27 protein-coding genes are annotated in these 24,862 nt (G+C 64.8%); 21 read left to right on the top strand and 6 right to left on the bottom strand.

What is annotated here, in order from left to right; genetic code table 11:
- Positions 1–112 precede the first annotated feature (112 nt).
- The 10 genes from FIV02_RS08085 (at position 113) to sthA (ending at position 10,559) form a co-directional block, all read left to right on the top strand.
- Complete coding sequence (locus tag FIV02_RS08085) at positions 113–1,579, top strand: glyceraldehyde-3-phosphate dehydrogenase (protein ID WP_047589845.1); 1,467 nt, start codon at positions 113–115, stop codon at positions 1,577–1,579.
- 381 nt (positions 1,580–1,960) lie between these two features.
- A complete protein-coding gene (locus FIV02_RS08090) occupies positions 1,961–3,298 on the top strand; it encodes a Na(+)-translocating NADH-quinone reductase subunit A (protein ID WP_152488322.1) in 1,338 nt (445 codons plus the stop codon).
- Positions 3,299–3,301: 3 nt separating this feature from the next.
- The gene (locus FIV02_RS08095) at positions 3,302–4,513 is read left to right on the top strand and encodes an NADH:ubiquinone reductase (Na(+)-transporting) subunit B (protein ID WP_037048619.1); all 1,212 of its coding nucleotides are present in this window, start codon (positions 3,302–3,304) and stop codon (positions 4,511–4,513) included.
- The gene (locus FIV02_RS08100) at positions 4,506–5,294 is read left to right on the top strand and encodes a Na(+)-translocating NADH-quinone reductase subunit C (protein WP_047589840.1); all 789 of its coding nucleotides are present in this window, start codon (positions 4,506–4,508) and stop codon (positions 5,292–5,294) included. Before FIV02_RS08095 ends, FIV02_RS08100 begins: the two co-directional genes overlap by 8 nt.
- Positions 5,291–5,965, top strand: coding sequence for an NADH:ubiquinone reductase (Na(+)-transporting) subunit D (locus tag FIV02_RS08105; protein ID WP_172979207.1), 675 nt, complete (start codon positions 5,291–5,293; stop codon positions 5,963–5,965). Before FIV02_RS08100 ends, FIV02_RS08105 begins: the two co-directional genes overlap by 4 nt.
- The gene (gene nqrE, locus FIV02_RS08110; RefSeq protein ID WP_037048611.1) at positions 5,965–6,573 is read left to right on the top strand and encodes an NADH:ubiquinone reductase (Na(+)-transporting) subunit E; all 609 of its coding nucleotides are present in this window, start codon (positions 5,965–5,967) and stop codon (positions 6,571–6,573) included. The genes FIV02_RS08105 and nqrE overlap by 1 nt, the downstream gene beginning before the upstream one ends.
- 15 nt (positions 6,574–6,588) lie before the next feature.
- Positions 6,589–7,812 (top strand): NADH:ubiquinone reductase (Na(+)-transporting) subunit F, encoded by a 1,224-nt coding sequence (gene nqrF, locus FIV02_RS08115; RefSeq protein WP_037048607.1) that lies wholly within the window; start codon positions 6,589–6,591, stop codon positions 7,810–7,812.
- A gap of 104 nt (positions 7,813–7,916) precedes the next feature.
- A complete protein-coding gene (locus FIV02_RS08120; RefSeq protein ID WP_152488323.1) occupies positions 7,917–8,840 on the top strand; it encodes an FAD:protein FMN transferase in 924 nt (307 codons plus the stop codon).
- Positions 8,837–9,067 (top strand): (Na+)-NQR maturation NqrM, encoded by a 231-nt coding sequence (gene nqrM, locus FIV02_RS08125; protein ID WP_037048601.1) that lies wholly within the window; start codon positions 8,837–8,839, stop codon positions 9,065–9,067. Before FIV02_RS08120 ends, nqrM begins: the two co-directional genes overlap by 4 nt.
- A gap of 97 nt (positions 9,068–9,164) precedes the next feature.
- On the top strand, positions 9,165–10,559 hold the full coding sequence (gene sthA, locus FIV02_RS08130) for a Si-specific NAD(P)(+) transhydrogenase (protein ID WP_037048600.1): 1,395 nt from the start codon (positions 9,165–9,167) through the stop codon (positions 10,557–10,559).
- Between the two features lie 185 nt (positions 10,560–10,744).
- On the opposite strand, the gene FIV02_RS08135 is transcribed toward sthA, so the two are convergent.
- The 3 genes from FIV02_RS08135 to FIV02_RS08145 are packed head-to-tail and all read right to left on the bottom strand — an operon-like array spanning position 10,745 to position 12,355.
- Positions 10,745–11,464 (bottom strand): glycerophosphodiester phosphodiesterase family protein, encoded by a 720-nt coding sequence (locus tag FIV02_RS08135; protein ID WP_150608880.1) that lies wholly within the window; start codon positions 11,462–11,464, stop codon positions 10,745–10,747.
- Positions 11,461–11,769, bottom strand: coding sequence for a hypothetical protein (locus FIV02_RS08140; protein ID WP_047589832.1), 309 nt, complete (start codon positions 11,767–11,769; stop codon positions 11,461–11,463). Before FIV02_RS08140 ends, FIV02_RS08135 begins: the two co-directional genes overlap by 4 nt.
- A gap of 19 nt (positions 11,770–11,788) precedes the next feature.
- Positions 11,789–12,355: a PilZ domain-containing protein gene (locus FIV02_RS08145; protein ID WP_037049118.1), complete on the bottom strand. Its 567-nt coding sequence runs from the start codon at positions 12,353–12,355 to the stop codon at positions 11,789–11,791.
- Between the two features lie 234 nt (positions 12,356–12,589).
- On the opposite strand from FIV02_RS08145, the gene FIV02_RS08150 reads away from it, so the two are divergent.
- Genes FIV02_RS08150 through FIV02_RS08160 form a run of 3 tightly spaced genes read left to right on the top strand, consistent with a single transcriptional unit; the run spans position 12,590 to position 15,787 of the window.
- On the top strand, positions 12,590–13,837 hold the full coding sequence (locus tag FIV02_RS08150; RefSeq protein ID WP_047589830.1) for a lipoprotein-releasing ABC transporter permease subunit: 1,248 nt from the start codon (positions 12,590–12,592) through the stop codon (positions 13,835–13,837).
- A gap of 19 nt (positions 13,838–13,856) precedes the next feature.
- Positions 13,857–14,543, top strand: a complete 687-nt coding sequence (gene lolD / locus FIV02_RS08155) for a lipoprotein-releasing ABC transporter ATP-binding protein LolD (RefSeq protein WP_371923236.1) — start codon at positions 13,857–13,859, stop codon at positions 14,541–14,543.
- Positions 14,543–15,787, top strand: coding sequence for a lipoprotein-releasing ABC transporter permease subunit (locus FIV02_RS08160; RefSeq protein WP_047589828.1), 1,245 nt, complete (start codon positions 14,543–14,545; stop codon positions 15,785–15,787). Before lolD ends, FIV02_RS08160 begins: the two co-directional genes overlap by 1 nt.
- 6 nt (positions 15,788–15,793) lie before the next feature.
- Here the strand turns inward: FIV02_RS08160 and FIV02_RS08165 are convergent, their stop codons facing one another.
- The 3 genes from FIV02_RS08165 to FIV02_RS08175 form a co-directional block, all read right to left on the bottom strand.
- Complete coding sequence (locus FIV02_RS08165; protein WP_152488324.1) at positions 15,794–16,402, bottom strand: LysE family translocator; 609 nt, start codon at positions 16,400–16,402, stop codon at positions 15,794–15,796.
- A 132-nt stretch (positions 16,403–16,534) separates the two neighbouring features.
- Positions 16,535–17,344, bottom strand: coding sequence for an AraC family transcriptional regulator (locus FIV02_RS08170; RefSeq protein WP_152488325.1), 810 nt, complete (start codon positions 17,342–17,344; stop codon positions 16,535–16,537).
- Between the two features lie 40 nt (positions 17,345–17,384).
- Positions 17,385–17,909, bottom strand: coding sequence for a DUF2062 domain-containing protein (locus tag FIV02_RS08175; protein ID WP_047589826.1), 525 nt, complete (start codon positions 17,907–17,909; stop codon positions 17,385–17,387).
- Between the two features lie 126 nt (positions 17,910–18,035).
- Between FIV02_RS08175 and FIV02_RS08180 the strand changes: the two genes are divergently transcribed.
- From FIV02_RS08180 to murB, 8 genes are all read left to right on the top strand, one after another.
- Entirely contained in the window at positions 18,036–20,261 is a 2,226-nt protein-coding gene (locus FIV02_RS08180) for a DNA internalization-related competence protein ComEC/Rec2 (RefSeq protein WP_256663103.1), read from the top strand.
- A gap of 72 nt (positions 20,262–20,333) precedes the next feature.
- Positions 20,334–20,966, top strand: coding sequence for a MotA/TolQ/ExbB proton channel family protein (locus FIV02_RS08185; protein WP_037048580.1), 633 nt, complete (start codon positions 20,334–20,336; stop codon positions 20,964–20,966).
- Positions 20,963–21,391, top strand: a complete 429-nt coding sequence (locus FIV02_RS08190) for a biopolymer transporter ExbD (protein WP_152488326.1) — start codon at positions 20,963–20,965, stop codon at positions 21,389–21,391. The genes FIV02_RS08185 and FIV02_RS08190 overlap by 4 nt, the downstream gene beginning before the upstream one ends.
- Positions 21,392–22,396, top strand: a complete 1,005-nt coding sequence (lpxK, locus tag FIV02_RS08195; protein WP_152488327.1) for a tetraacyldisaccharide 4'-kinase — start codon at positions 21,392–21,394, stop codon at positions 22,394–22,396. It abuts the gene before it with no gap.
- Between the two features lie 20 nt (positions 22,397–22,416).
- A complete protein-coding gene (locus FIV02_RS08200) occupies positions 22,417–22,602 on the top strand; it encodes a Trm112 family protein (RefSeq protein ID WP_003245207.1) in 186 nt (61 codons plus the stop codon).
- Positions 22,603–23,367, top strand: a complete 765-nt coding sequence (gene kdsB / locus FIV02_RS08205) for a 3-deoxy-manno-octulosonate cytidylyltransferase (RefSeq protein WP_152488328.1) — start codon at positions 22,603–22,605, stop codon at positions 23,365–23,367.
- On the top strand, positions 23,367–23,831 hold the full coding sequence (locus FIV02_RS08210; protein WP_152488329.1) for a low molecular weight protein-tyrosine-phosphatase: 465 nt from the start codon (positions 23,367–23,369) through the stop codon (positions 23,829–23,831). Before kdsB ends, FIV02_RS08210 begins: the two co-directional genes overlap by 1 nt.
- Positions 23,828–24,847 (top strand): UDP-N-acetylmuramate dehydrogenase, encoded by a 1,020-nt coding sequence (murB, locus tag FIV02_RS08215; RefSeq protein ID WP_152488330.1) that lies wholly within the window; start codon positions 23,828–23,830, stop codon positions 24,845–24,847. The genes FIV02_RS08210 and murB overlap by 4 nt, the downstream gene beginning before the upstream one ends.
- The last annotated feature ends 15 nt before the right edge of the window (positions 24,848–24,862 follow it).

Here is a 24,862-nt window from a genome sequence, read left to right on the forward strand (position 1 = left end):
CAAAAGGCCGGGAATTGTAGCGGGGCTTTGGGGTCAATGTCAGTCGCGACAGGCGCGCATTGCTCCCGCACGCGAGCGCCGTCATAATGTAGCCCCTTTTTTCAGCCCCTACATGTGGAAGGTACTGCCCGTGACTCAGAAGCCCGACCAGTGTCTCGGTGAATGGATCGATCGTGAAGCCCTCGCGGAAGCGATGATTCCGCTGATTGGTCAGCTCTATCGCAACAACAATGTGGTGACCTCGATCTATGGCCGTGGCCTGATCAACCGTTCGGTCATCGACATCCTCAAGGCTCACCGTTTCGCCCGTCACCGCCTGGCTGACGAGGCCGAACTGTCGGTACACGACACCTTCCCGATGCTCAAGGCCATGAGCGAGCTCAAGCTGGGCGCCGCTTCCGTGGACCTGGGCAAGATGGTTGCCAAGTTCAAGGCCGAAGGCGCTGGCCGCGGCGTCGAACAGTTCGTCAAGGACGAGCTGGAAGAGGTCGTGGGCAAGCAGAACGGCGCTGCCCGTGAAGGCACCGACGTGGTGCTCTACGGCTTCGGTCGCATCGGCCGCCTGCTGGCGCGCATCCTGATCGAGAAGACCGGTGGTGGCGACGGCCTGCGTCTGCGTGCCATCGTCGTGCGCAAGGGCGCCGAGAACGACCTGGTCAAGCGCGCCAGCCTGCTGCGCCGCGACTCGGTACACGGCAAGTTCAATGGCACCATCACCATCGATGAAGCCAGCAGCACCCTGACTGCCAACGGCAACCTGATCCAGATCATCTACTCCAACGATCCGGCGTCCATCGACTACACCCAGTACGGCATCAAGAACGCCCTGCTGGTGGACAACACCGGCAAATGGCGTGATGCCGAAGGCCTCGGCCAGCACCTGAAGTGCCCGGGCGTCGACCGCGTCGTGCTGACCGCGCCGGGCAAGGGCGCGCTGAAGAACATCGTGCACGGCATCAACCACGGCGAAATCGCCGCGGACGACAAGATCATCTCCGCCGCGTCCTGCACCACCAACGCCATCGTGCCGGTGCTCAAGGCGGTCAATGACAAGTTCGGCATCGTCAACGGCCACGTCGAGACCGTTCACTCGTACACCAACGACCAGAACCTGATCGACAACTTCCACAAGGGCAGTCGTCGTGGTCGCAGTGCTGCGCTGAACATGGTGATCACCGAGACCGGCGCCGCCACCGCTGCCGCCAAGGCACTGCCGGTGCTGAAGGGCAAGCTGACCGGCAACGCCATTCGCGTACCGACGCCGAACGTGTCGATGGCCATCCTCAACCTGAACCTGGAGAAGGCCACCAGCCGCGAAGAGATCAACGAGTACCTGCGCCAGATGGCCATGCACTCGGACCTGCAGAAGCAGATCGATTTCGTCAGCTCGCAGGAAGTGGTGTCCACTGACTTCGTCGGCTCGCGTCATGCTGGTGTGGTCGATGCCGAGGCGACCATCGCCAACGATAACCGCGTCGTTCTGTACGTCTGGTACGACAACGAGTTCGGTTACAGCTGCCAGGTGGTGCGAGTGATGGAAGACATGGCCGGGGTCAACCCGCCTGCTTTCCCGCGCTAAGCGCCGGGGTGTGACAAGACGGGAGCTTCGGCTCCCGTTTTTTATGCGCGGCCGCCGCTGGCTGGTCGCTCGCGGCGCGTATTCGAGGGTGGGGCAGGTGGCGGCGCTTGGACGATGGTCGTATGTACATCGTCTGTCCGCTGCGTCTGGTTGATGCCTGGCGGCACGTGAAGTGTTGCTTGCTGTTACCAGAGGGTCAAAAAAAGCAAGCACTTGGGTGGCCAGTCCAGGGGGCCATCTTTATAATCGAGCAGATTTTTTACCCAGGACCGGCACCCTTATGCACCTCAGCGACATGCCGAGGTGGTTGATCCTATTGGGTCTGCGGGCGTTGCCCCCTGTCTTATAAAAAGCTTTCTAAATCAGTGGTTAGGCAAACCTATGATCAAACTAAAGCATGGGCTCGATTTGCCCATAACGGGTGCGCCGGCACAGCGTATCGAGGCCGCAAGGCCCGTGCGCAGTGTCGCCGTCATCGGCTTCGACTATCACGGGATGAAGCCGACGATGGAAGTGCAGGTCGGTGACCGAGTCAAGCTCGGTCAGTTGCTGTTTACCGACAAGAAGACACCCGGCGTGCGTTACACCGCCCCCGCTGCTGGCGTTATCAGTGCCATTCACCGTGGCGAGAAGCGTGTCCTGCAATCGGTCGTCATCGATATCGACGGCGATGAGCAGGAAACCTTCGCCCAGTACGCTGCCGACCAGCTCGAAGCGCTGAGTGACGAGCAGGTTCGCGAGAACCTGCAGCAGTCCGGCCTGTGGACTGCGCTGCGTAGCCGTCCGTTCAGCAAGGTGCCGGCCCTGGATGCGGTACCCAGCTCGATCTTCGTGACCGCGGTCGATACTCACCCGCTGGCCGCCGATCCGGCGGTGATCATTGGCGAATATGCCGCTGATTTCGAAAATGGCCTGAAGGTTCTCGGTAACCTGGCCAAGGTCTTCCTGTGCAAGGCCGATGGCGTCAGCCTGCCCGGCGAGAGCCTGGCCAAGGTGCAGAGCGAGGCCTTCGCCGGCCCGCACCCGGCCGGTCTGCCAGGTACCCACATTCATTTCCTCGACCCGGTCAGCGCCAGCAAGAGCGTCTGGCAGATCGGCTATCAGGACGTGATCGCCGTTGGCAAGCTGTTCACCACGGGGCAGCTGTTCGTCGAGCGCGTCGTCGCGCTGGGTGGCCCGGTCGCCGAGCAGCCGCGTCTGCTGCGTACCCGTCTGGGCGCCAGCCTGGAAGAGCTCACCGCCGGTGAACTCAAGCCCGGCTTCAACCGGGTGATTTCCGGCTCCGTGTTCGGTGGGCGTACCGCCCAGGGCGCGTTCGCCTTCCTCGGTCGCTACCACAACCAGGTGTCCTGCCTGGGCGAGGGCAATGACCGCGAGATGCTGCACTACCTGCGTGCCGGGGTGAACAAGCACTCGGTGCTGAACATCTTCGTTTCCAAGCTGGCCGGCGCCAAGCTGTTCAACTTCACCACCACCACCAATGGCAGCCCGCGCGCCATGGTACCGGTGGGCAACTACGAAGCCGTGATGCCGCTGGACATCCTGCCGACCCAGCTGCTGCGCTACCTGATCGTCGGTGATACCGAGATGGCGCAGAAGCTCGGCTGCCTCGAACTCGACGAAGAAGACCTGGCGCTGTGCACCTACGTGTGCGCCGGCAAGTATGAATATGGCCCGATCCTGCGGGACAACCTCGCCCGTATCGAGAAGGAGGGTTAATCCGTGGGTATTCGTGCATTCCTCGACAAGATCGAGCACAACTTCGAGAAGGGCGGCAAGTACGAGAAGTGGTACGCCCTCTACGAAGCCATCGACACCTTCTTCTACCGTCCTGGCAGCGTGACCAAGACCACCGCTCACGTGCGTGATGGCATCGACCTCAAGCGCATGATGATCACCGTGTGGCTGTGCACCTTCCCGGCCATGTTCTTCGGCATGTGGAACACCGGCTACCAGGCCAACCTGATCTTCGCCCAGAGCCCCGAGCTGCTGGCGGCCCAGGAAGGCTGGCGCTTCGCGCTGATCGGTTCGCTGGCCGGCTTCGATCCTGGCAGCCTGTGGGACAACTTCATCCAGGGCGCAGCCTACTTCCTGCCCGTCTACGCGGTGACCTTCATCGTCGGCGGTTTCTGGGAAGTGCTGTTCGCCTCGATCCGTCGTCATGAGGTCAACGAAGGCTTCTTCGTCACCTCCGTGCTGTTCGCCTTGATCCTGCCGCCGAGCATTCCGCTGTGGCAGGTCGCCCTGGGCATCAGCTTCGGCGTGGTGATCGGCAAGGAAGTGTTCGGCGGTACCGGCAAGAACTTCCTCAACCCGGCGCTGACCGGTCGTGCCTTCCTGTTCTTCGCCTACCCGGCGCAGATGTCGGGTGATGCGGTCTGGACCGCCGTCGACGGTTTCGCTGGCGCGACCTCGCTGAGCCTGGCGGCGTCCGGCGGCATCGAGAACGTGATCAACAACGGCATCACCTGGATGGACGCCTTCGTCGGCACCATTCACGGTTCGCTGGGCGAGACCAGCACCCTGGCCATCGCCATCGGCGGCCTGGTGCTGCTGCTGACCCGCATCGCTTCCTGGCGCATCGTCGTCGGCGTGATGCTGGGCATGATCGGCCTCAGCCTGCTGCTCAACCTGATTGGCTCGGACAGCAACCCGATGTTCGCCATGCCGTGGTACTGGCATCTGGTCGTCGGCGGCTTCGCCTTCGGCATGTTCTTCATGGCCACCGATCCGGTATCGGCGTCCATGACCAACACCGGCAAGTGGATCTTCGGTGCCCTGATCGGCGTGATGGTGGTGTTGATCCGTGTGGTCAACCCGGCCTTCCCCGAGGGCATGATGCTGGCGATCCTGTTCGCCAACCTGTTCGCACCGCTGATCGACCACTTCGTCGTTCAGGCCAATATCAAGCGGAGGCTGGCACGCAATGTCTAGTCAAAAAGAATCCACCGTCCGCACGCTGACGGTGGCCGTGCTGGTGTGCCTCGTGTGTTCGGTATTCGTTGCCGGCGCGGCCATCGCACTGAAACCGACCCAGGTCGAGAACCGCCTGCTGGACAAGCAGCGCAGCATCCTGGCGATCGCCGGCCTGGCCCAGCCGGGCATGTCCTCGGCGCAGGTCAAGCAGGTGTTCGACGGTGCCATCACCGCCAAGCTGGTGGACCTGGAAACCGGCAAGTTCTCCGATGCCTTCGACCCGATCACCTTCGACCCGCTCAAGGCGGCCAAGGATCCCAAGCTGTCCACCGTGCTCAGCGGTAGCGAGGACATTGCCGGGATCAAGCGCCAGGAGCGTTACACCACCGTGTACATGGTGGAGAAGGATGGCCAGGTGGAAACCCTGATCCTGCCGGTGCGTGGCTATGGCCTGTGGTCGACCCTGCACGGCTTCATCGCGGTCAAGGGCGACCTCAACACCGTGGTCGGCATGGGCTTCTACCAGCACGGCGAGACGCCGGGCCTCGGTGGTGAAGTCGACAACCCGAAATGGAAAGGCCAGTGGCCGGGCAAGACCCTGTTCGACGAAGACGGCAAGCTCGCCGTGCAGGTCGTCAAGGGTGGTGTCGACCCGCAGAGCCCGCAAGCGACCCATCAGGTCGACGCGCTCGCCGGTGCCACGCTCACCAGCAACGGGGTGGATCATCTGCTGAAGTTCTGGCTCGGCCAGAACGGCTTCGGTCCGTTTATCGCTAACCTGCGCGCAGGGGAGGCCTGATCATGTCGCAGCCGACTATTAAAGAAGTCCTGCTCAACCCGATCTTCAACAACAACCCCATCGGTCTGCAGATCCTCGGGATCTGCTCGGCCCTGGCGGTCACGTCCAACCTGCAGACCGCGCTGGTGATGTCCGCCGCGCTGACCCTGGTCACGGCGTTCTCCAACCTGTTCATCTCGATGATCCGCAGCCAGATCCCCGGCTCGATCCGCATGATCGTGCAGATGGTGATCATTGCCTCCCTGGTGATCGTGGTCGATCAGGTGCTCAAGGCCTATGCCTTCAGCCTGTCCAAACAGCTGTCGGTGTTCGTCGGCCTGATCATCACCAACTGCATCGTGATGGGCCGTGCCGAAGCATTCGCCATGCAGAACCCGCCCGTGCTGTCGTTCTTCGACGGTATCGGTAACGGTCTGGGCTACAGCGCCATGCTGATCGCCCTGGGCGTGATCCGTGAGCTGTTCGGTGCCGGCAAGCTGATGGGCTACGAGATCCTTTCCGTGGTCAACGACGGTGGCTGGTATCAGCCCAACGGCATGCTGCTGCTGCCGCCTTCGGCGTTCTTCCTGATCGGCCTGTTCATCTGGGCCATTCGTAGCTGGAAGAAAGACCAGGTCGAGTCCAATGCCTACAAGATGGCGCCTCAGGTATCCAGCAAGGAGGCCTATTAATGGAACATTACATCAGCCTGTTCGTCCGTGCGGTGTTCGTCGAGAACATGGCGCTGGCGTTCTTCCTCGGCATGTGTACCTTCATCGCCATCTCCAAGAAGGTGGAAACCGCCATCGGCCTCGGCATCGCCGTGGTCGTGGTGCTGGGTATCACCATGCCGGTGAACAACCTGATCTACTCCAACATCCTCAAGGATGGTGCCCTGGCCTGGGCCGGTCTGCCTGACGTCGACCTGTCCTTCCTTGGCCTGCTGACCTTCATCGGCGTGATCGCGGCGATCGTGCAGATCCTGGAAATGACCCTGGATAAGTACGTGCCGTCGCTCTACAACGCCCTGGGGGTGTTCCTGCCGCTGATCACCGTAAACTGCGCCATCATGGGTGGCTCGCTGTTCATGGTCGAGCGTGATTACAACCTGGCCGAAAGCACCGTCTACGGTGTCGGCGCGGGCGTGTCCTGGGCGCTGGCCATCGCCGCGCTGGCGGGCATCCGCGAGAAGCTCAAGTACAGCGATGTACCGGCTGGCCTGCAGGGTCTGGGCATCACCTTCATCACCATCGGTCTGATGTCGCTGGGCTTCATGTCCTTCTCCGGCGTGCAGCTGTAAGGAAAGGATGAACAGATGAATTACGAAATCTTCCTCGCCATCGGCATGTTCACCGCCATCGTCCTTGCGCTGGTGCTGATCATCCTCGCCGCTCGCGCCAAGCTGGTGTCCAGCGGTGACGTGAGCATCGAGATCAACGGCGAAAAAACCATCGTGGTACCGGCCGGCGGCAAGCTGCTGCAGACCCTGGCCGACAACAACATCTTCCTGTCCTCCGCCTGCGGCGGCGGCGGCACCTGCGCGCAGTGCAAGTGCGTCGTCGAGTCCGGCGGCGGCGAGATGCTCTCCACCGAAGAGTCGCACTTCACCCGGCGCGAGGCCCGCGAGGGCTGGCGTCTGTCCTGCCAGACCCCGGTCAAGCAGGACATGAAGATCGAAGTCCCTGAAGAGGTCTTCGGCGTCAAGAAGTGGGAGTGCACCGTCGAGTCCAACCCCAACGTCGCCACCTTCATCAAGGAGCTGACGCTGAAACTGCCGGAAGGCGAGAACGTCGACTTCCGTGCCGGTGGTTACGTGCAGCTGGAATGCCCGCCGCACACCGTCAACTACAAGGACTTCGACATCCAGGAGGAGTACCGCGGCGACTGGGACAAGTTCAACCAGTGGAAGTACGTGTCCAAGGTCGACGAGACCGTGATCCGTGCCTATTCCATGGCCAACTACCCGGAAGAGCGCGGCCTGGTGAAGTTCAACATCCGTATCGCCTCGCCGCCTCCGGGCAAGGACGATCTGCCGCCGGGCAAGATGTCTTCCTACGTGTTCAGCCTCAAGCCGGGCGACAAGATCACCGTGTACGGACCTTTCGGTGAGTTCTTCGCCAAGGACACCGATGCCGAGATGGTCTTCATCGGTGGTGGTGCCGGCATGGCGCCGATGCGTTCGCACATCTTCGACCAGCTCAAGCGCCTGAAGTCCACGCGCAAGATCAGCTTCTGGTACGGCGCGCGCTCCATGCGCGAGTCCTTCTACAACGAAGAGTACGACCAGCTGCAGGCCGAGAACCCGAACTTCCAGTGGCACCTGGCGCTGTCCGATCCGCAGCCGGAAGACAACTGGACCGGCCTCACCGGCTTCATCCACAACGTGCTGTACGAGAACTACCTGAAGGACCACCCGGCTCCGGAAGACTGCGAGTTCTACATGTGCGGCCCACCCATGATGAACGCTGCCGTGATCAAGATGCTGACCGACCTGGGCGTCGAGCCGGAGAACATCCTCCTCGACGACTTCGGCGGCTAAGCATGAGGTCAGCTGTACTTCAGCCCGTTATCGCTGTCGCCCTGGCGGCAGCCCTAACGGGCTGCTTGCATTCTGAACGGATCGAAGAGTTCGGTGGCCCGACCATGGGCAGCACCTATTCGATCAAATACGTCCGCAGTGAAGGTGTCGCGCCACAAGCCGAACTCAAGGCCGCGACCGAGGCGATCCTCGCCGAGATCGACCTGCAGATGTCCACCTACCGTGACGACTCGCTGATCGAGCAGTTCAACCGTGCACCGGCCGGGGCCTGTCAGACCATGCCGCAGGCTGTGCTGGACCTGGTGCGCGCCGGCGATCGCCTGCACGAAGAGAGCCAGGGCTATTTCGACCTGACCCTCGAACCGCTGCTCGACCTCTGGGGCTTCGGCCCGAGAGGGCAGGGCGAGGCCGTGCCGAGCGAGGAGAAGCTCGCCGAGGTGCGTCAGCGCGTCGGTCAGCAGCACCTGCGCATCGATGGCGAGCAGCTGTGCAAGGACGCCGACGTGCAGGTCGACTTCAACAGCATCGCCGCCGGCTATGCGGTCGAACGCATCGTCGCGCGCCTGCGCGAGCTGGGCGTCACCAGCTACCTGGTCGAAGCCACGGGTGAGCTCAAGGCGGCTGGCTTCAAGCCCGATGGCAGCCACTGGCGCATCGGCCTGGAGGCACCGCGTGACGACAAGCGCGTGGCCCAGCGCGTGCTGCAACTCGATGGTTACGGTATCTCCACGTCGGGTGATTATCGCAACTACTTCGAGGAGAATGGGCAGCGCTACTCGCATACGCTCGATCCGCTCACCGGGCGCCCCGTCAGCCATACGCTGGCTGCGGTCACCGTGGCCGACCGATCGACCTTGCGCGCCGATGGCTTGTCTACCCTATTGATGGTGCTTGGGCCTGACGCCGGCATGGCGTTCGCCGAGCGCAACGGTATCGCGGCGTTTTTCGTGACGCGTGAGGGCGAGGGCTTCGTCACACATGGCACGGCCGCATTCGAGCAGCTATTCGCTGCAGGAGATGAGCAATGACGTTTCTGGTTGTATTTCTGACCATGGTTCTGGTCGTCGGCATGATGGCCGTCGGTGTGATCATGGGGCGTAAACCCATCGCCGGTTCCTGCGGCGGCATCGCCAACCTGGGCATCGAGAAAGAATGCTCGATCTGTGGTGGCAGCCGCGAGAAGTGCGAAGAGGTCAACCGCGACAAGGCCGATGCGCCGAACACCGACCTGGCTTACGACGCAAGCAAGCGTTGAGTCAGGCGGTATGGATTGACAGCCGGCAGCCGTTATCCACTGCCGGCCCCGCCGAGGGTGCGCCACAAGCGCTCCGGCCTGATCTGAAGGAGTAAACATGGCGGTCTACAACTACGATGTGGTGGTGCTGGGCTCTGGGCCTGCAGGCGAGGGCGCGGCGATGAACGCGGCCAAGGCCGGGCGCAAGGTGGCCGTGGTGGACAACCGTCCGCTGGTCGGCGGCAACTGCACCCACCTGGGCACCATCCCGTCCAAGGCGCTGCGCCACTCGGTGCGGCAGATCATGCAGTTCAACACCAACCCGATGTTCCGCCAGATCGGTGAGCCGCGCTGGTTCTCCTTCCCTGACGTGCTGAAGAGCGCCGAGAAGGTCATCGCCAAGCAGGTCACCTCGCGCACCGGCTACTACGCACGCAACCGTATCGACACCTACTTCGGCACGGCCAGCTTCGCCGACGAGCAGACCATCGAGGTGGTATGCCTCAATGGCGTGGTGGAGAAACTGGTCGCCAAGCAGGTCGTCATCGCCACCGGGTCGCGTCCGTACCGCCCGGCGGACGTCGACTTCCGCCACCCGCGCATCTATGACAGCGACACCATCCTCAGCCTCGGGCATACCCCGCGCCGCCTGATCATCTACGGAGCCGGGGTGATCGGCTGCGAATACGCCTCGATCTTCAGCGGTCTGGGCGTGCTGGTCGACCTGATCGACAACCGCGACCAGCTGCTGAGCTTCCTCGACTCGGAAATCTCCGATGCGCTGAGCTACCACCTGCGCAACAACAACGTGCTGATTCGTCACAACGAGGAGTACGAGCGCATCGAGGGGCTGGAGAACGGCGTCATCCTGCACCTGAAGTCGGGCAAGAAGATCAAGGCCGATGCCCTGCTGTGGTGTAACGGCCGTACCGGCAATACCGATCAGCTGGGGCTGGAGAACATCGGCATCGGCGTCAACAGCCGTGGCCAGATCCAGGTCGACGAGTACTACCGCACCGAGGTGAGCAACATCTACGCCGCGGGCGACGTGATCGGCTGGCCGAGCCTGGCCAGTGCCGCCGCCGACCAGGGCCGTTCCGCCGCTGGCAGCATCGTCGACAATGGCAGCTGGCGTTTCGTCGATGACGTGCCGACCGGTATCTACACCATTCCGGAGATCAGCTCGATCGGCAAGAACGAGCGTGAACTGACCCAGGCCAAGGTGCCGTACGAAGTGGGCAAGGCCTTCTTCAAGGGCATGGCCCGTGCGCAGATCTCGGTCGAACCGGTGGGCATGCTGAAGATTCTCTTCCACCGTGAAACCCTGGAAGTGCTGGGTGTGCACTGCTTCGGCTACCAGGCCTCGGAGATCGTCCACATCGGTCAGGCGATCATGAACCAGAAGGGTGAAGCCAACAGCATCAAGTACTTCATCAATACCACCTTCAACTACCCGACCATGGCCGAGGCCTATCGCGTCGCAGCGTTCGACGGCCTCAACCGGCTTTTTTGAGCGGCTCCGGCCGGCGGCCTGAGCCGGTCGGGGAGTCAGGCTGGGTAGTGGCTTCCGAGTGGCGCTGGCCGAATCGGGAGAGCTTCTAGCGTCTCAGGCGGCAGCAACGAAAAAACCGGCTCATGGGCCGGTTTTTTCATGTCGGTCGCAAGCTGTAGGGCGGGTGCAACCCGCCATCTTACGCTTCAGCTGCGCAGCGTCTGTACCGCCAGTTCCGGGAAGTCGGTGATGATGCTGTCGGCGCCGAAGTCGGCGAGGCGGCGCATCAGGGCGGCTTCATTGACCGTCCACACCGACACGTGCAGGCCCTGCTTCTGCGCCTTGAGCAGGCGCTCCGGGGTGCACAGCGTCCAGTTCAGGGCCAGCAGGTGGCAGTCGTAGTGCGCCGCCACCTTGAGCGGGTCGAGCCAGGCGTACTCGGCGACCAGGCCCACCTGCAGGTGCGGAGTCAGCTCGCGAGCGGCCTTGAGCACTTCGCGCGAGCTGGAGGTGATGGTGATGCGCTCGCGCAGGCCGAAGCGTTCGGCGAGTTCGGCGATGGCCAGTACGGTGCGTGCCGAGCGTACTTTCGAGGCGCTTTTCACCTCCAGCTGCCAGTGTTCGAACGGGCATTGCTCGAACAGCTCCGCCAGGCGCGGAATCGGGCAGGGGCGCACCCAGCCCGGACCGCCCTTGCGCGCATCGTACTTCACCAGTTCGGCGGCATCGTGCTCGACCACTTTGCCGCGCAGGCCCGTGGTGCGCTTGAGGGTCGGGTCGTGGATCACCATCAGCTCGCCGTCGCGTGACAGGTGCAGATCCAGTTCGCAACGGCTGACGCCATGCTCCAGGCAGCGCTGGAAGCTGGCGAGGGTGTTTTCCGGGGCTTCGCCCTTGGCGCCGCGATGGCCGTAGATGAGAGTCACTGTTGCTCCTTGGCGGTGTCAGGGGAGCGCGGCTGATGATGGCGCACGCTGTCGATCACGTGATCGTATTCGAAATAGACACTGAAATCGCGGTAATCCCAGCGCGTGATGGGTGGCTGGCCGACGGGCTTGTGCTCCTCGTCCGCGAGGCCGAAGCGTTCCAGTACCGAGCGCTTGGACTCGCCCAGCTTCGGCAGGTTGCGGGCGTCGATGTCACTGCCCTGGCTGCCGACGGGAATGGCCAGGGTTTCAGCGTGAAGGGTAACGGGGGCGAGCAGGGCGATCAGCAGGGCAAGACGGTACATAGGGATTCCTTGGCGGCGTTCATTCGCGGGCCTGGCGACGTTCCAGAGCCTGTTTCTGCAGGATATGCCGGGCCAGCAACTGGCGCTGTGCGTCGGTCAACGCTTCGAACTCCGTGCCGATCTCGTACTGGCCATTGGCGCGCTGGCTGCAGTGCACGACCTGGGCCCGCAGCAACAGGCCGAGGGCCTGGGGCATCAGCACCATCTTGATCGCCAGGTGACTGCCCGGCGCGACGGCCTGGGCATGGTTGAAGCTGATGCCACCCTCGGACAGCGACACCTGGCGGGGCGCGCCGATATCGCGCAGCAGGCTTTGCGCGACGGCCTGGCCGAGCAGGTCGATGCGCTTGTTGATCACCTTCAGGTAGTTGGCCAGGGTGCGGTCGCGCTCGCTGATGTGACGCAGCAGGTGCTGCGACTCGAAGTCCATCAGGTGCAGGTCGCTGAGCAGGTTGAACAGCGGCGACGGATCGTGAAGTTCGTCGCTGGCCTGGGCTTCGGCGCCTGCCAGCAGGGTGAATTCCAGTGCGATCGTATCTTCGATGCGATAGTATTCGCGGCGATCATCTACATCGTTTGTCGACATGGCGAACCCATGAAAGCAGTGGTGGTCGAAGACCCTGTTGAAAGTCTCGCGAGCTGGATGCAGGCAAGGCGAGAGTCGCCGAGGTCGTGCCGTTTACCTGGGTAAACCGGCGCCCCGAGTCGACTTCAACGCAGCAGGCTCGTTGCGCAGCGGACTTTGACTTGTTTCTGAGTGTAAGGCCGCTGATCAGGCCCCGCCACAAGGACGTTTTTCTTTCTCCCGAATCTCTCCGACATGTTCAGACCTCTGTTCGTATTCATCGGTACGCGTTACACGCGGGCCAAGCGACGCAACCACTTCGTCTCCTTCATCTCCCTGACGTCCATGCTCGGCCTCACCCTCGGGGTGATGGTGATGATCCTGGTGCTGTCGGTGATGAATGGCTTCGACCATGAGATGCGTACGCGCGTACTCGGCATGATTCCCCATGCCACCATCGAGTCGGCGACGCCGGTCAGCGACTGGCAGGCCCTGGCGAGCCAGGTCAAGCAGCATCCGCGGGTCGAGGCCCTGGCGCCTTTCACCCAGATGCAGGGCCTGCTGACGCATGACGGCAAGGTGCAGAAGGTGCTGATCAATGCCATCGACCCCGAGCAGGAACGCAAGGTGTCGATCATCGACGGCTTCTTCCAGCAGGGCAGCCTGGACAGCCTGCGCCCCGGCGATTTCGCCATGGTCATCGGCGACAAGGCAGCGGCCAAGCTGGGGGTGAAACTGGGTGACAAGATCACCTTCGTCGCGCCCGAGGTGACGGTCACGCCGGCCGGCATGTTCCCGCGCCTGAAGCGCTTCACCATCACCGGTATCTTCCATGTCGGCGCCGGCGAGATCGACGGCGCGCTGGCGCTGGCCAACATCAGCGACCTGGCCCGCCTGCACCGCTGGCAGCCCGGCCAGGTGCAGGGTCTGCGCCTGAAGTTCGATGATCTGTTCCAGGCACCACGCAGTGCCTGGGAAATCGCCCAGACCCTCGACGGCGATTTCTATGCACGCGACTGGACCCGCACCCACGGCAACCTCTACCAGGCCATCCGCATGGAGAAGACCATGATCGGCCTGTTGTTGCTGCTGATCGTCGCGGTGGCCGCGTTCAACATCATCTCCACCCTGGTGATGGTGGTGAGCGACAAGAAGGCCGACATCGCCATCCTGCGCACCCTCGGCGCCACGCCACGGCAGATCATGGCCATCTTCATGGTCCAGGGCACGGTCATCGGCGTGGTCGGCACCCTCATCGGTGCGCTGCTAGGCATCGTCGCCGCACTGAATGTCAGCAGCCTGATCGCTGCCATCGAGAAGCTGCTGGGCATCAAGTTTCTCAACGCCGATGTCTATTTCATCGATTACCTGCCTTCGCAGCTGCAGAGCGCCGACGTGGTCATGGTCTGTGCCGCGGCGCTGCTGCTGAGCTTCTTCGCCACCCTGTATCCGGCCTGGCGCGCCGCGCGTACCCAGCCCGCCGAGGCCCTGCGTTATGAGTGAATCCATGAGTCAGAACGCCATGAAACAGCAAAATGCCGTGCTCAGCTGCCGCAACCTGAGCAAGCGCTACGACGAGGGCCCCGAGTCGGTGGTCGTGCTCGATGGTCTGGAGCTGGAACTGCTGGCCGGCGAACGCGTCGCCATCGTCGGCAGCTCCGGTTCGGGCAAGAGCACCCTGCTGAACATGCTCGGTGGCCTGGATACGCCGAGCGAGGGCAGCGTCTGGCTGGCCGGCGAGCAGCTGTCGGCACTGAGCGAGACGGCACGCGGCCTGCTGCGCAATCGCGCCCTGGGCTTCGTCTACCAGTTTCACCACCTGCTGGCGGAGTTCACCGCACTGGAGAACGCCTGCATGCCGCTGCTGATCGGCAAGACGCCGATCGCCGAGGCACGTGAGCGTGCTACCCAGCTGCTCGAACGCGTCGGTCTGGGCCATCGCCTCAATCACAAGCCGGCCGAACTGTCCGGCGGCGAGCGCCAGCGTGTGGCGATTGCCCGCGCGCTGGTCAACCGTCCGGGCCTGGTGCTGCTCGACGAGCCCACCGGCAACCTCGACCAGCACACCGCCGAAGGTATTCAGGAGCTGATGCGCGAGCTGAGCCGCGACTCCAACACCGCGTTCCTGGTGGTGACCCACGACATGCAGCTGGCCCGGCAGATGGATCGCGTGCTGAGCCTGCAGGACGGCAAACTGGTGAGCATCTGATGTTTCGTCCGCTGAGTATCTTCATCGGCGCTCGCTACACACGGGCCAAGCGCCGCAATCATTTCATCTCCTTCATTTCGCTGACCTCGATGATCGGCCTGGGCCTGGGTGTCCTGGCGATGATCGTGGTGCTCTCGGTGATGAACGGCTTCCAGCGGGAAATGAGCTCGCGCATCCTCGGCATGGTGCCGCACGCCATGCTCTACGGTGAGCAGCCGGTGGCCGACTGGCAGGCGCTGGCGGACAAGGCCATGGCCAATCCGCAGGTGCTGGCTGCTGCGCCCTATGCCGAGCTGGAGGGCATGCTCTCGCACCGTGGGGTGATGCAGCCGATCCAGATTCACGGCATCGATCCGGCGCAGGAGGGCAAGGTGTCGATCCTGCCCGGCCATATCCGCCAGGGCAGCCTGAACAACCTGCAGCCCGGCGAGTTCGGCGTGGTGATCGGTGATATCACCGCGCGCCGTTTCGGCTTGCAGGTCGGCGACAAGCTGACGCTGATCATTCCCGAGCTGAGCAGCGCACCGGGTGGTGTCACGCCGCGCATGCAGCGTCTGAACGTGGCGGCGATCTTCAAGGTCGGCGCCGAGCTGGACAGCTCGCTGGCGCTGATCAACGTCGCCGATGCCGCCAGCATGCAGCGCCTGCCGGAGGGCACGGTGCCGGGTATCCGCCTGGCGCTGAAGGACCTCTACCAGGCGCCGCAGGTGTCCAAGGCACTGGTGGCCGAGCTGGGCAGTGGCTACCGCGCCGATGACTGGACCCACACGCAGGGCAGCCTGTTCAGCGCGATGAAGATGGAGAAGACCATGATCGGCCTGCTGTTGCTGCTGATCGTCGCTGTGGCGGCGTTCAACATCATCGCCACGCTGATCATGGTGGTCGCCGACAAGGGCGGCGATATCGCCATCCTGCGTACGCTGGGCGCCACGCCACGGCAGATCATGGCGATCTTCATGGTGCAGGGTTCGGTGATCGGCCTGGTCGGCACCCTGTTCGGCACCGTGTTCGGCGTGCTGGCCGCACTGAACGTCAGTGCGCTGGTGGCCTGGCTGGAATCCTTCGCAGGGCAGCAGGTGCTGAGTTCCGATGTGTACTTCATCAGCAGCCTGCCTTCGGAGTTGCAGTGGCTGGACGTGGCGCTGATCTGTTCCGCCGCGCTGCTGCTCAGCTTCCTTGCCACGCTCTATCCCTCCTGGCGCGCCGCCCAGGTACAGCCGGCCGAAGCCCTGCGCTACGAGTGAGCCGCCTCACCACCACCCGGCCAGGTGCAGCGCCAGCACGGCGAAGGCGGCGGCGAACAGGTAGCGCAGCGTGCGCAGCACTGCCGGGCGCTGTAGCAGGTGCTGGCGCAGCGCTGCGGCGAACAGCCCGTAGACGCTGAATACGGCGAAGGTCACTGCCATGAACAGCCCGCTGAGTGTCAGCAGGTGCTGCATGGCATGCGCCTGGCCGGGCTCGAGGAACTGCGGCAGGAAGGCCAGGAAGAAGATCGACAGCTTGGGGTTGAGCAGATTGAGCGCGACGCCCGAGCGTATCAGCGTGGCGTTCGAGCGTGCGCCCTGATGCGCCTGCAGCTGCAGCGGACCCTGTTCACGCAACATGCCCCAGGCCATCCACAACAGGTAGAGCGCGCCGCCGTAGCTGAGTGCTTGCAGCGCCAGGGGGCTGGCGTAGAGCAGGGCGGCCAGCCCGCTGACGGCGGCCAGGGCATGTGGCGCGCAGCCCAGGGTGCAGCCGAAGGCCGCTATCAGGCTGGCGCGCCAGCCCTGTGCCAGGCCGGCGGCGATGGTGTAGACCACGCCGGTGCCTGGCGAGGCCACCACCAGCAGCGAAGTGAGAAGAAATTCGAGGCTCATGCCGCCGGCCCTCCCTGGTCGTTCGGGCCTGTGTTGCGATCGTGCCTGTGCATGGGGCTTTCCCTGTGACGAGTGAGCCCGCAGTCTGTCGAGTCGTGTTCCGGACGATCTTGAACGAAATTGCAGGGGTGCTCAGCGTCCCGGGCGGGCGTACAGTCCTGGGGTGAAGCCGAAGCAGCGCACGAAGTGGCGGCTCATGTGGCTCTGGTCGGCAAAGCCCGCAGTGGCTGCAGCCTCGGCCAGGGGCAGGCCGGCGGCTACCAGCTGGCGCGCCTTGAGCAGGCGTCGTTGCAGCAGGTAGGCGTGGGGCGTCAGTCCAGTCAGGCGGGAGAAGGCGCGCACCAGCTGGAAGCGGCTGAGCTGCGCCTGCTCCGCCAGCAGCGCCAGCGTCAGGGGGGCCATGGGGTCGTCGTCGATCAGCGCCTTGGCTCGGCTGGCACCGTTTCCGGCGGCCAGAGGCTTGCCCGGACGCTGTTCCAGAAGGTGCGCGAGCAGCACCGGCAGGGTCTGCTCGCCGGCCAGTTGCGCCGCTGGCATGCCTGGCTGGGCGATGGCCCGGTACAGCGCCGCGAAGGCATGGCTGGCCTGGCGCTTGCGCAGTACCGGATAGGCCAGTTCGCTGGGCGTCGGGCCGCCGTCACTGGCCATGTCGGCGAAGGCCTGGGCGATCCGCTCGGGCTCGAAGTACAGCATCCGCCAGCGCCGGGCGTTGCCACCCAGTGGTGCGCCATCGTGGACTTCACCGGGGTTGAGCGAGATCAGGTCGCCGGCTTGCGCCTGTACCTGGCCCCGGCCGCTGGCCGAGCGCTGGGCGCCCTGGAGGATCTGGCCGATGCCGAACTGTTCGTGGATATGGCGTGCGAAGCTGCGGTCGGAGTCGGCCTCGACGATCTCCACGCCCAACCCGCTCAGGCGTCGTATGCGAAAGCCCGGCTCGTTCATGCGTATCCGTCTCCTGGCGCCATGCTGCGCCTGGTTGAGATTACTGCTGCTGGCGGCGACGTTCCTGGCGCTTGCGCCAGCTGCGCTGCACCCACCAGCGCCAGTACGCCATGGTCAGCACGTAACCGAGCACGGCGAGGATCAGGCCCGCCACGAAGGAGCCCAGCAGCAACGGTTTCCACAGCATCGACAGCTCGGCGGTGATCCACTCCAGGCTGAGGTGGCTGGGCATGCGCACGGCGGGTGAGTTGCTCAGCCAGGCGCCGAACTTGTAGGTGCAGTAGAACACCGGCGGCATGGTGATCGGGTTGGTCAGCCAGACCAGGCCGATGGAAATGGGCAGGTTCGCCCGCAGGGGAATCGCCACCGCAGCGGCGGCCAGCATCTGCATGGGCATGGGGATCATCGCCCAGAACAGGCCGATGGCCATGCCACGGGCGACCGAATGGCGGTTGAGGTGCCAGAGATTGGGGTCGTGGATGAGCTTGCCGAGAAAGCGCAGGGACTTGTTACCCTTGATACTGTCGGGGTTGGGCAAGTAGCGCTTGAATAAACGACGCGGCATGAAGAGTCTCTGGGCAGGCAAAAGCGCCGATATTATGCACGGATTCGTCATCGTCAGCGTTTCCATATTGTGACCTAAGTTGAGCGCCGGATGCGCTCGGCTGAGCTCGACGAGCAGGGAGGCTCGATGCGTACAGGGATGTTGGCGCTGGCCCTGGGTTTGCTGGCGTTGCGCTTTCTGCCGGGCCTGCCGTCCGCCGGGATGCTGCTGCTCATGGCCGCTTGCGCGCTCGCGCTGCTGTTCTCGCGGGGCTATCCCCTGGGCTTCTTCCTGCTGGGGCTGGCCTGGGCCTGCTGCTCCGCGCAATGGGCACTGGATGATCGCCTGGGCGTGGCGCTGGATGGGCGCACCCTGTGGCTGGAAGGGCAGGTGGTCGGCTTGCCGGAAGCGGCCGACGGTGTGCTTCGCTTCCAGTTGCAGGACGCCCGTTCACGGCGTGCCGAACTGCCCGCCAGGATGCGCCTGGCCTGGTATGGCGGGCCACCGGTGCTGGCTGGCGAGCGTTGGCGTCTGGCAGTCAATCTCAAGCGTCCCCATGGCCTGGTCAATCCGCAGCGTTTCGATTACGAAGCCTGGCTGCTGGCCCAGCGCATCGGCGCCACGGGGACGATCAAGTCGGGGGAGCGCCTGGCCCCGGCCACTGGCCTGGGCAGCTGGCGCGACGCCCTGCGCCAGCGCCTGCTGGCGGTGCCCGCCTGGGGACGGCAGGGCGGCATTGCCGCACTGGTGCTCGGCGATGGCTCCGGCCTGACGGCGGAGGACTGGCGTCTGTTGCAGCACACCGGCACCGTCCACCTGATGGTTATCTCCGGGCAGCACATCGCCCTGCTGTCCGGTTTCCTCTATGGACTGGTGGCGCTGCTGGCCAGGCTCGGGGTTTGGCCGCAGCGCCTGCCGTGGTTGCCTTGCGCCTGCGCGCTGGCCTTGGGCGGCGCGCTGATCTATGGCCTGCTGGCCGGGTTCGAGGTGCCGGTGCGCAGGGCCTGCGTGATGGTTGCCCTGGTGCTGTTGTGGCGCCTGCGCTTTCGTCACCTGGGCGCTGCCTGGCCGCTGTTGGCGGCTCTGCTGGTGGTGCTGTTGCTGGAGCCGCTGGCGTCCCTGCAGCCGGGCTTCTGGCTGTCGTTCTCGGCGGTCGCCGTGCTTGCGCTGGCCTTTGCCGGGCGGCTGGGTACCTGGGGCTGGTGGCGCGGGCTGACACGTGCGCAATGGACTACGGCGATCGGCCTGTTGCCGATGATGTTGATCCTCGGGCTGCCGGTCAGCAGCAGCGGGCCCCTGGCCAATCTGCTCGCCGTGCCCTGGGTAGGGCTGGTGGTGGTGCCGCTGGCGCTGTTCGGTACGCTGCTGTTGCCGGTGCCTCTGCTCGGCGAGGGCTTGCTGTGGCTGGCCGGCGGGGCATTGCAGCTGCTCTTCGCGCTGCTCGGCCTGATCGCCGGCTGGTTGCCCGCCTGGTTGCCCAGCGAGTTGCCGTGGTGGGTCTGGTCGTTGGCGGCGCTGGGGGCCGCGTTGCTGTTGCTGCCTGCCGGTGTGCCACTGCGCTTGCCGGGGCTGGCGCTGCTGCTGCCCGCGCTGCTGGTATCGGCGCAAGGGCCCGAGGACGGGCAGGCCGACGTCTGGGTCCTGGATGTCGGCCAGGGCTTGTCGGTTCTGGTGCGGACCCGCGAGCACAGCCTGCTGTACGACGCCGGGCCGCGCTTCGGCGACTTCGACAGCGGCGAACGTATCGTCCTGCCGTCGCTGCGTGCGCTGAACCTCCGGCGGCTCGACCTGTTGCTGGTCAGCCACGCCGACAACGATCATGCTGGTGGGGCGACGGCCGTGGCGGCTGGCATGCCGGTGGCGCGGGTCATCAGTGGCGAGCCGGCGCGTCTCGCGCGAAGCCTGGCTGCCGAGGCCTGCGAGTCCGGGCGCAGCTGGCAGTGGGATGGCGTGACCTTCAGGTTGTGGCAATGGCCGCAGGCGGCGCCAGGCAACCCGCGTTCCTGCGTCTTGCAGGTGGAGGCTGAGGGGGAGCGCTTGCTGTTGACCGGCGACATCGATGCGGCGGCCGAACAGGCGCTGGTGCAATCGGGCTTCCCGCTGGCGTCGCACTGGCTGCTGGCTCCGCATCACGGCAGCCGCAGTTCCTCCAGCCAGCGCTTCATCGACGCGGTCGGGCCGCAGCACGTGCTGATCACGCGCAGCCGGCACAATGCCTTCGGCCATCCGCACCCGCAGGTGCTGGCGCGTTACCAGGCGGCGGGCGTGGCGGTGCATGACACCGCGTATGCCGGTGCGCTGCATCTGCGCCTGGGCAAGTGGCTCGCACCGCGCGGGTTGCGAAGCGAGGCACGCTTCTGGCGGGAAAAATGAGAACGGCGGCGGTCGGCGGGTGACCCACCCTATGCTAGAGTGGCGCCACTTTTTCGAGGGGGAATCTCTACCGTGTGGGAACTGGTCAAAGCTGGCGGCTGGATGATGCTGCCGATCATTCTCTGTTCCATCGCTGCTGCCGGTATCGTTGCCGAGCGCCTGTGGACCCTGCGGCCCGCCCGCGTCACGCCGGCCAATCTGCTGGCCCAGGTATGGCGCTGGATCAAGGACAAGAAACTGAACAACCAGAAGCTCAAGGAGCTGCGTGAGCATTCGCCGCTCGGGCAGATCCTGGCTGCTGGCCTGGCCAACTCCAAGCATGGTCGCGAGATCATGAAGGAGTGCATCGAAGAGGCCGCCGCCCGCGTCATTCATGATCTGGAGCGCTACCTCAACGCCCTCGGCACCATCGCCGGCATCGCACCGTTGCTCGGCCTGCTCGGTACCGTGCTGGGCATGATCGAAATCTTCAGCTCCTTCATGGGCGCGGGCATGGCCAATGCGCCGATGCTCGCCGGCGGTATCTCCAAGGCGCTGATCACCACTGCGGCAGGCCTGATCGTGGCGATCCCGGCGCTGTTCTTCCACCGCTACCTGCAACGTCGTGTCGACGAGCTGGTGGTGGGCATGGAGCAGGAGGCGATCAAGCTGGTGGAGATGGTGCAAGGTGACCGTGACGTCGACCTGGGCGAGGGCAAGGCGTGAAATTCCGGCGCAAACCGCGGGAGAACGTCGAGATCAACCTGGCCTCGTTGATCGACGTGGTGTTCATCCTGCTGCTGTTCTTCGTGGTCACCACCACCTTTACCCGTGAGACCCAGCTCAAGGTCGACCTGCCCGAGGCGGTCAGTGGCACGCCACCGGAGCAGACCGAGCTCAAGCAGGTCGAAGTGCTGATCGCTGCCGACGGCGCCTATTCGGTGAACGGCAAGGCCCTGCTGGAAAGCAACCTGAGCAACCTGATGGCGGCGCTGCAGAAAGAGTCCGGCGGTGACAACAGCCTGCCGCTGATCATCAGCGCCGATGGCAAGACCCCGCATCAGGCGGTGATCACGGCCATGGATGCCGCCGGCAAGCTGGGCTTCGCACACCTGCGCATGACCACGGTGGAAGCACAGGAAGCGCCCTGATTGAGCGCCGCCGATCGCTTGCTCGAGGCCTGGTACCGCGGCCACCCGGCGCTGGCGCTGTTGCGCCCGCTGGAGTGGCTGTACCGCCGCGTGGTGCAGGGCAAGCGCGCGCGTTTCCTGGCGGGCGAGGGTGACATCTACCGCGCCCCCGTGCCGGTGCTGGTGGTGGGCAACGTCACCGTCGGCGGCACCGGCAAGACCCCGTTGATCCTCTTTCTCATCGAACATTGCCGGGCTCGCGGCCTCAGGGTCGGCGTGGTCAGCCGCGGCTACGGCGCCACGCCGCCGAGCCTGCCCTGGCGGGTGCGTGCCGAGCAGCCTGCGGCGGAGGCCGGTGACGAGCCGCTGTTGATCGTGCAGCGCACGGATGTGCCGCTGATGATCGACCCGGACCGCAGTCGCGCCGTGCGGGCGCTGCTGGCCGAGGAGCCGCTGGACCTGATCCTCTGCGACGACGGCCTGCAGCACTATCGCCTGGCGCGCGACCTGGAGCTGGTGCTGATCGATGCCGCACGCGGTCTGGGCAATCGCCGCTGCCTGCCGGCGGGGCCGCTGCGCGAGCCTGCCGAGCGTCTGCAGGCGGTCGATGCGGTGCTGTACAACGGCGCCGAGGCGGATCGCGCAGACGGCTACGCCTTCCAGCTGCAGCCCAGTGCGCTGGTCAATCTGGCCAGCGGCGAGCGCGTCGCGCTCGAACATTTTCCGGCGGGGCAGGCGGTGCATGCAGTGGCCGGCATCGGCAATCCGCAGCGTTTCTTCAATACCCTCGAAGCGCTAAACTGGCGGCCGGTTCCGCACCCCTTCGCCGACCATGCCCAGTACGATCTGGCGCAGCTCAGCTTCGAGCCATCGCTGCCGCTGCTGATGACGGAGAAGGATGCGGTGAAATGCCGGGCCTTCGCCGCCGCCGACTGGTGGTATCTGGCTGTCGATGCCGTGCCTACGCAGGCCTTCGTCGACTGGCTGGATGCGGAGCTGACCCGTCTCATACCGGGGTCTTCGTAACCCCATCCAAGGACTGCGTCATGGACCTCAAACTGCTCGATATCCTCGCCTGCCCGATCTGCAAGGGCCCGCTGCAGCTCTCCGAAGACAAGACCGAACTGATCAGCAAGGGCGCCGGCGTGGCCTACCCGATTCGCGACGGCATTCCGGTGATGCTGGAGAGCGAAGCCCGTACCCTGACCACTGACGAGCGTCTGGACAAGTAAATGAGCGCTGCCTTCACTGTCGTCATTCCCGCCCGTTACGCCTCCACCCGCCTGCCAGGCAAGCCGCTGCAGGACATCGCCGGCAAGCCCATGGTCCAGCATGTCTGGGAGCAGGCTCGGAAGAGTTCGGCCAGCCGGGTGGTGATCGCCACCGACGACGCCGGCATCGTCGAGGCCTGTAGCGCGTTCGGCGCCGAGGTGCTGCTGACCCGCGAGGATCACAACTCCGGCACCGACCGCCTGGCCGAGGTCGCCACCCAGCTCGGATTGTCCGCCGATGCCATCGTGGTCAACGTGCAGGGCGACGAACCGCTGATTCCGCCGCTGATCATCGATCAGGTGGCGGCCAACCTGGCGGCCAATCCGCAGGCCGGCATCGCCACGCTGGCGGAGCCGATCGAGGACGTCGCGGCGCTGTTCAACCCCAACGTGGTCAAGGTGGTGGCCGACAAGAACGGCCTGGCCCTGACCTTCAGCCGTGCGCCGCTGGCCTGGGCGCGCGATGCCTTCGCCAAGGACCGCGACGTGCTGCCGCAAGGCGTGCCGTACCGCCGTCACATCGGTATCTACGCCTACCGTGCCGGTTTCCTGCATGACTTCGTCGCCTGGGGTCCGTGCTGGCTGGAAGACACCGAGTGCCTGGAGCAGCTGCGCGCGCTCTACAACGGTGTGCGCATCCATGTCGCCGATGCCCTCGAAGCGCCGGCCGCCGGTGTGGATACCGCCGAAGACCTGGAACGGGTTCGTCACCTGCTGGGGGCCTGATGAAGGTTCTCTTCGTTTGCCTGGGCAACATCTGCCGCTCGCCCACCGCCGAAGGCGTCTTCCGTCACAAGCTGCGCGCAGTCGGTCTGGAAGGGCAGGTGCAGGTGGATTCCGCCGGCACTGGTGACTGGCACGTGGGCAAGGCGCCGGACAGCCGCACCCGCCAGGCGGCGCAGCGTCGCGGCTATGACCTGTCGGCGCAGCGTGCACGCCAGGTCGAGGTCGCGGACTTTCAGCGCTTCGACCTGATCCTGGCCATGGACCAGAGCAACCTGCGCAATCTGCAGGCGCTGCGTCCGGCCGGCGCCCGTGCCGAGCTCGATCTGTACCTGCGTCGTTTCGACCTGGCTCTGGACGAGGTGCCGGACCCGTACTACGGCGGTGAGGATGGCTTCGAGCAGGTGCTGGACCTGATCGAGCAGGCCTGCGATGCATTGCTGATCGAGATCAAGGGGCGCCTGTGACACTCAACCTGCAGAGCGACATGTCGCTCAAGCCGTTCAACAGTTTTGGCGTCGATGTGCGTGCGCGGCTGTTCGCCGAGGCGCATGACGATGCCGAGGTGCGCGAGGCGCTGAGCCTGGCCGAACAACGGGGCCTGCCCCTGCTGGTGGTCGGCGGTGGCAGCAACCTGCTGCTGACGGGCGATGTCGAGGCGCTGGTGCTGCGCATGGCCAGTCGTGGCCTGCGGGTTCTCGACGATGCTGGCGAGCAGGTGCTGGTCGAGGCCGAGGCCGGCGAGCCCTGGCATCCGTTCGTGCAGTGGAGCCTGGCACAGGGCTTCAGCGGCCTGGAGAACCTCAGCCTGATTCCCGGCACCGTCGGTGCTGCGCCGATGCAGAACATCGGTGCCTATGGCGTGGAGGTCAAGGACCTGTTCGTCGGGCTGACCGCGCTGGATCGTCACAGCGGCGAGCTGCGCGAGTTCGCGCTGGAGGAGTGTGCCTTTGCCTACCGCGACAGCCTGTTCAAGCGTGAGGCCGGGCGCTGGTTGATCCTGCGCGTGCGTTTTCGCCTGGCTCGCCAGGCCGCGCTGCGTCTGGACTATGGCCCGGTGCGCCAGCGCCTGGTCGAGATGGGGATCGAGGCGCCGACGGCGAGCGATGTCAGTCGGGCGATCTGCGCCATTCGCAGCGAGAAACTGCCGGACCCGGCCGAGCTGGGCAACGCCGGCAGCTTCTTCAAGAACCCGGTGGTGTCGTTCGAGCTGGCCGAGCGCATTCGTGCGCAGCACGCCGATCTGGTCAGCTACCCGGCGGGCGATGGCCTGGTCAAGCTGGCGGCCGGCTGGCTGATCGAGCGGGCAGGGTGGAAGGGCTTTCGTGACGGGGATGCCGCAGTGCATCGCCTGCAGGCGCTGGTGCTGGTCAACCATGGCCACGCCACGGGCGCGCAACTGCTGGCCCTGGCGCAGCGCATCCAGGGCGATGTGCTGGCGCGATTCGGCGTCGCCCTGGAAATCGAACCCAACGTTCTCTGACGCGCTCCTGGAGCA

The organism is Pseudomonas sp. THAF187a (assembly GCF_009363395.1).
Taxonomy (GTDB): Bacteria; Pseudomonadota; Gammaproteobacteria; order Pseudomonadales; family Pseudomonadaceae; genus Aquipseudomonas; species Aquipseudomonas khazarica.

Coding starts and splice junctions, on each gene's coding strand:
- FIV02_RS08085 (WP_047589845.1), top strand. CDS start 113: ATGTGGAAGGTACTGCCCGTGACTCAGAAGCCCGACCAGTGTCTCGGT.
- FIV02_RS08090 (WP_152488322.1), top strand. CDS start 1,961: ATGATCAAACTAAAGCATGGGCTCGATTTGCCCATAACGGGTGCGCCG.
- FIV02_RS08100 (WP_047589840.1), top strand. CDS start 4,506: ATGTCTAGTCAAAAAGAATCCACCGTCCGCACGCTGACGGTGGCCGTG.
- nqrE (WP_037048611.1), top strand. CDS start 5,965: ATGGAACATTACATCAGCCTGTTCGTCCGTGCGGTGTTCGTCGAGAAC.
- nqrF (WP_037048607.1), top strand. CDS start 6,589: ATGAATTACGAAATCTTCCTCGCCATCGGCATGTTCACCGCCATCGTC.
- FIV02_RS08120 (WP_152488323.1), top strand. CDS start 7,917: ATGGGCAGCACCTATTCGATCAAATACGTCCGCAGTGAAGGTGTCGCG.
- nqrM (WP_037048601.1), top strand. CDS start 8,837: ATGACGTTTCTGGTTGTATTTCTGACCATGGTTCTGGTCGTCGGCATG.
- sthA (WP_037048600.1), top strand. CDS start 9,165: ATGGCGGTCTACAACTACGATGTGGTGGTGCTGGGCTCTGGGCCTGCA.
- FIV02_RS08140 (WP_047589832.1), bottom strand. CDS start 11,769: ATGTACCGTCTTGCCCTGCTGATCGCCCTGCTCGCCCCCGTTACCCTT.
- FIV02_RS08145 (WP_037049118.1), bottom strand. CDS start 12,355: ATGTCGACAAACGATGTAGATGATCGCCGCGAATACTATCGCATCGAA.
- FIV02_RS08150 (WP_047589830.1), top strand. CDS start 12,590: ATGTTCAGACCTCTGTTCGTATTCATCGGTACGCGTTACACGCGGGCC.
- lolD (WP_371923236.1), top strand. CDS start 13,857: ATGAAACAGCAAAATGCCGTGCTCAGCTGCCGCAACCTGAGCAAGCGC.
- FIV02_RS08160 (WP_047589828.1), top strand. CDS start 14,543: ATGTTTCGTCCGCTGAGTATCTTCATCGGCGCTCGCTACACACGGGCC.
- FIV02_RS08165 (WP_152488324.1), bottom strand. CDS start 16,402: ATGAGCCTCGAATTTCTTCTCACTTCGCTGCTGGTGGTGGCCTCGCCA.
- FIV02_RS08170 (WP_152488325.1), bottom strand. CDS start 17,344: ATGAACGAGCCGGGCTTTCGCATACGACGCCTGAGCGGGTTGGGCGTG.
- FIV02_RS08175 (WP_047589826.1), bottom strand. CDS start 17,909: ATGCCGCGTCGTTTATTCAAGCGCTACTTGCCCAACCCCGACAGTATC.
- FIV02_RS08180 (WP_256663103.1), top strand. CDS start 18,036: ATGCGTACAGGGATGTTGGCGCTGGCCCTGGGTTTGCTGGCGTTGCGC.
- FIV02_RS08200 (WP_003245207.1), top strand. CDS start 22,417: ATGGACCTCAAACTGCTCGATATCCTCGCCTGCCCGATCTGCAAGGGC.
- kdsB (WP_152488328.1), top strand. CDS start 22,603: ATGAGCGCTGCCTTCACTGTCGTCATTCCCGCCCGTTACGCCTCCACC.
- FIV02_RS08210 (WP_152488329.1), top strand. CDS start 23,367: ATGAAGGTTCTCTTCGTTTGCCTGGGCAACATCTGCCGCTCGCCCACC.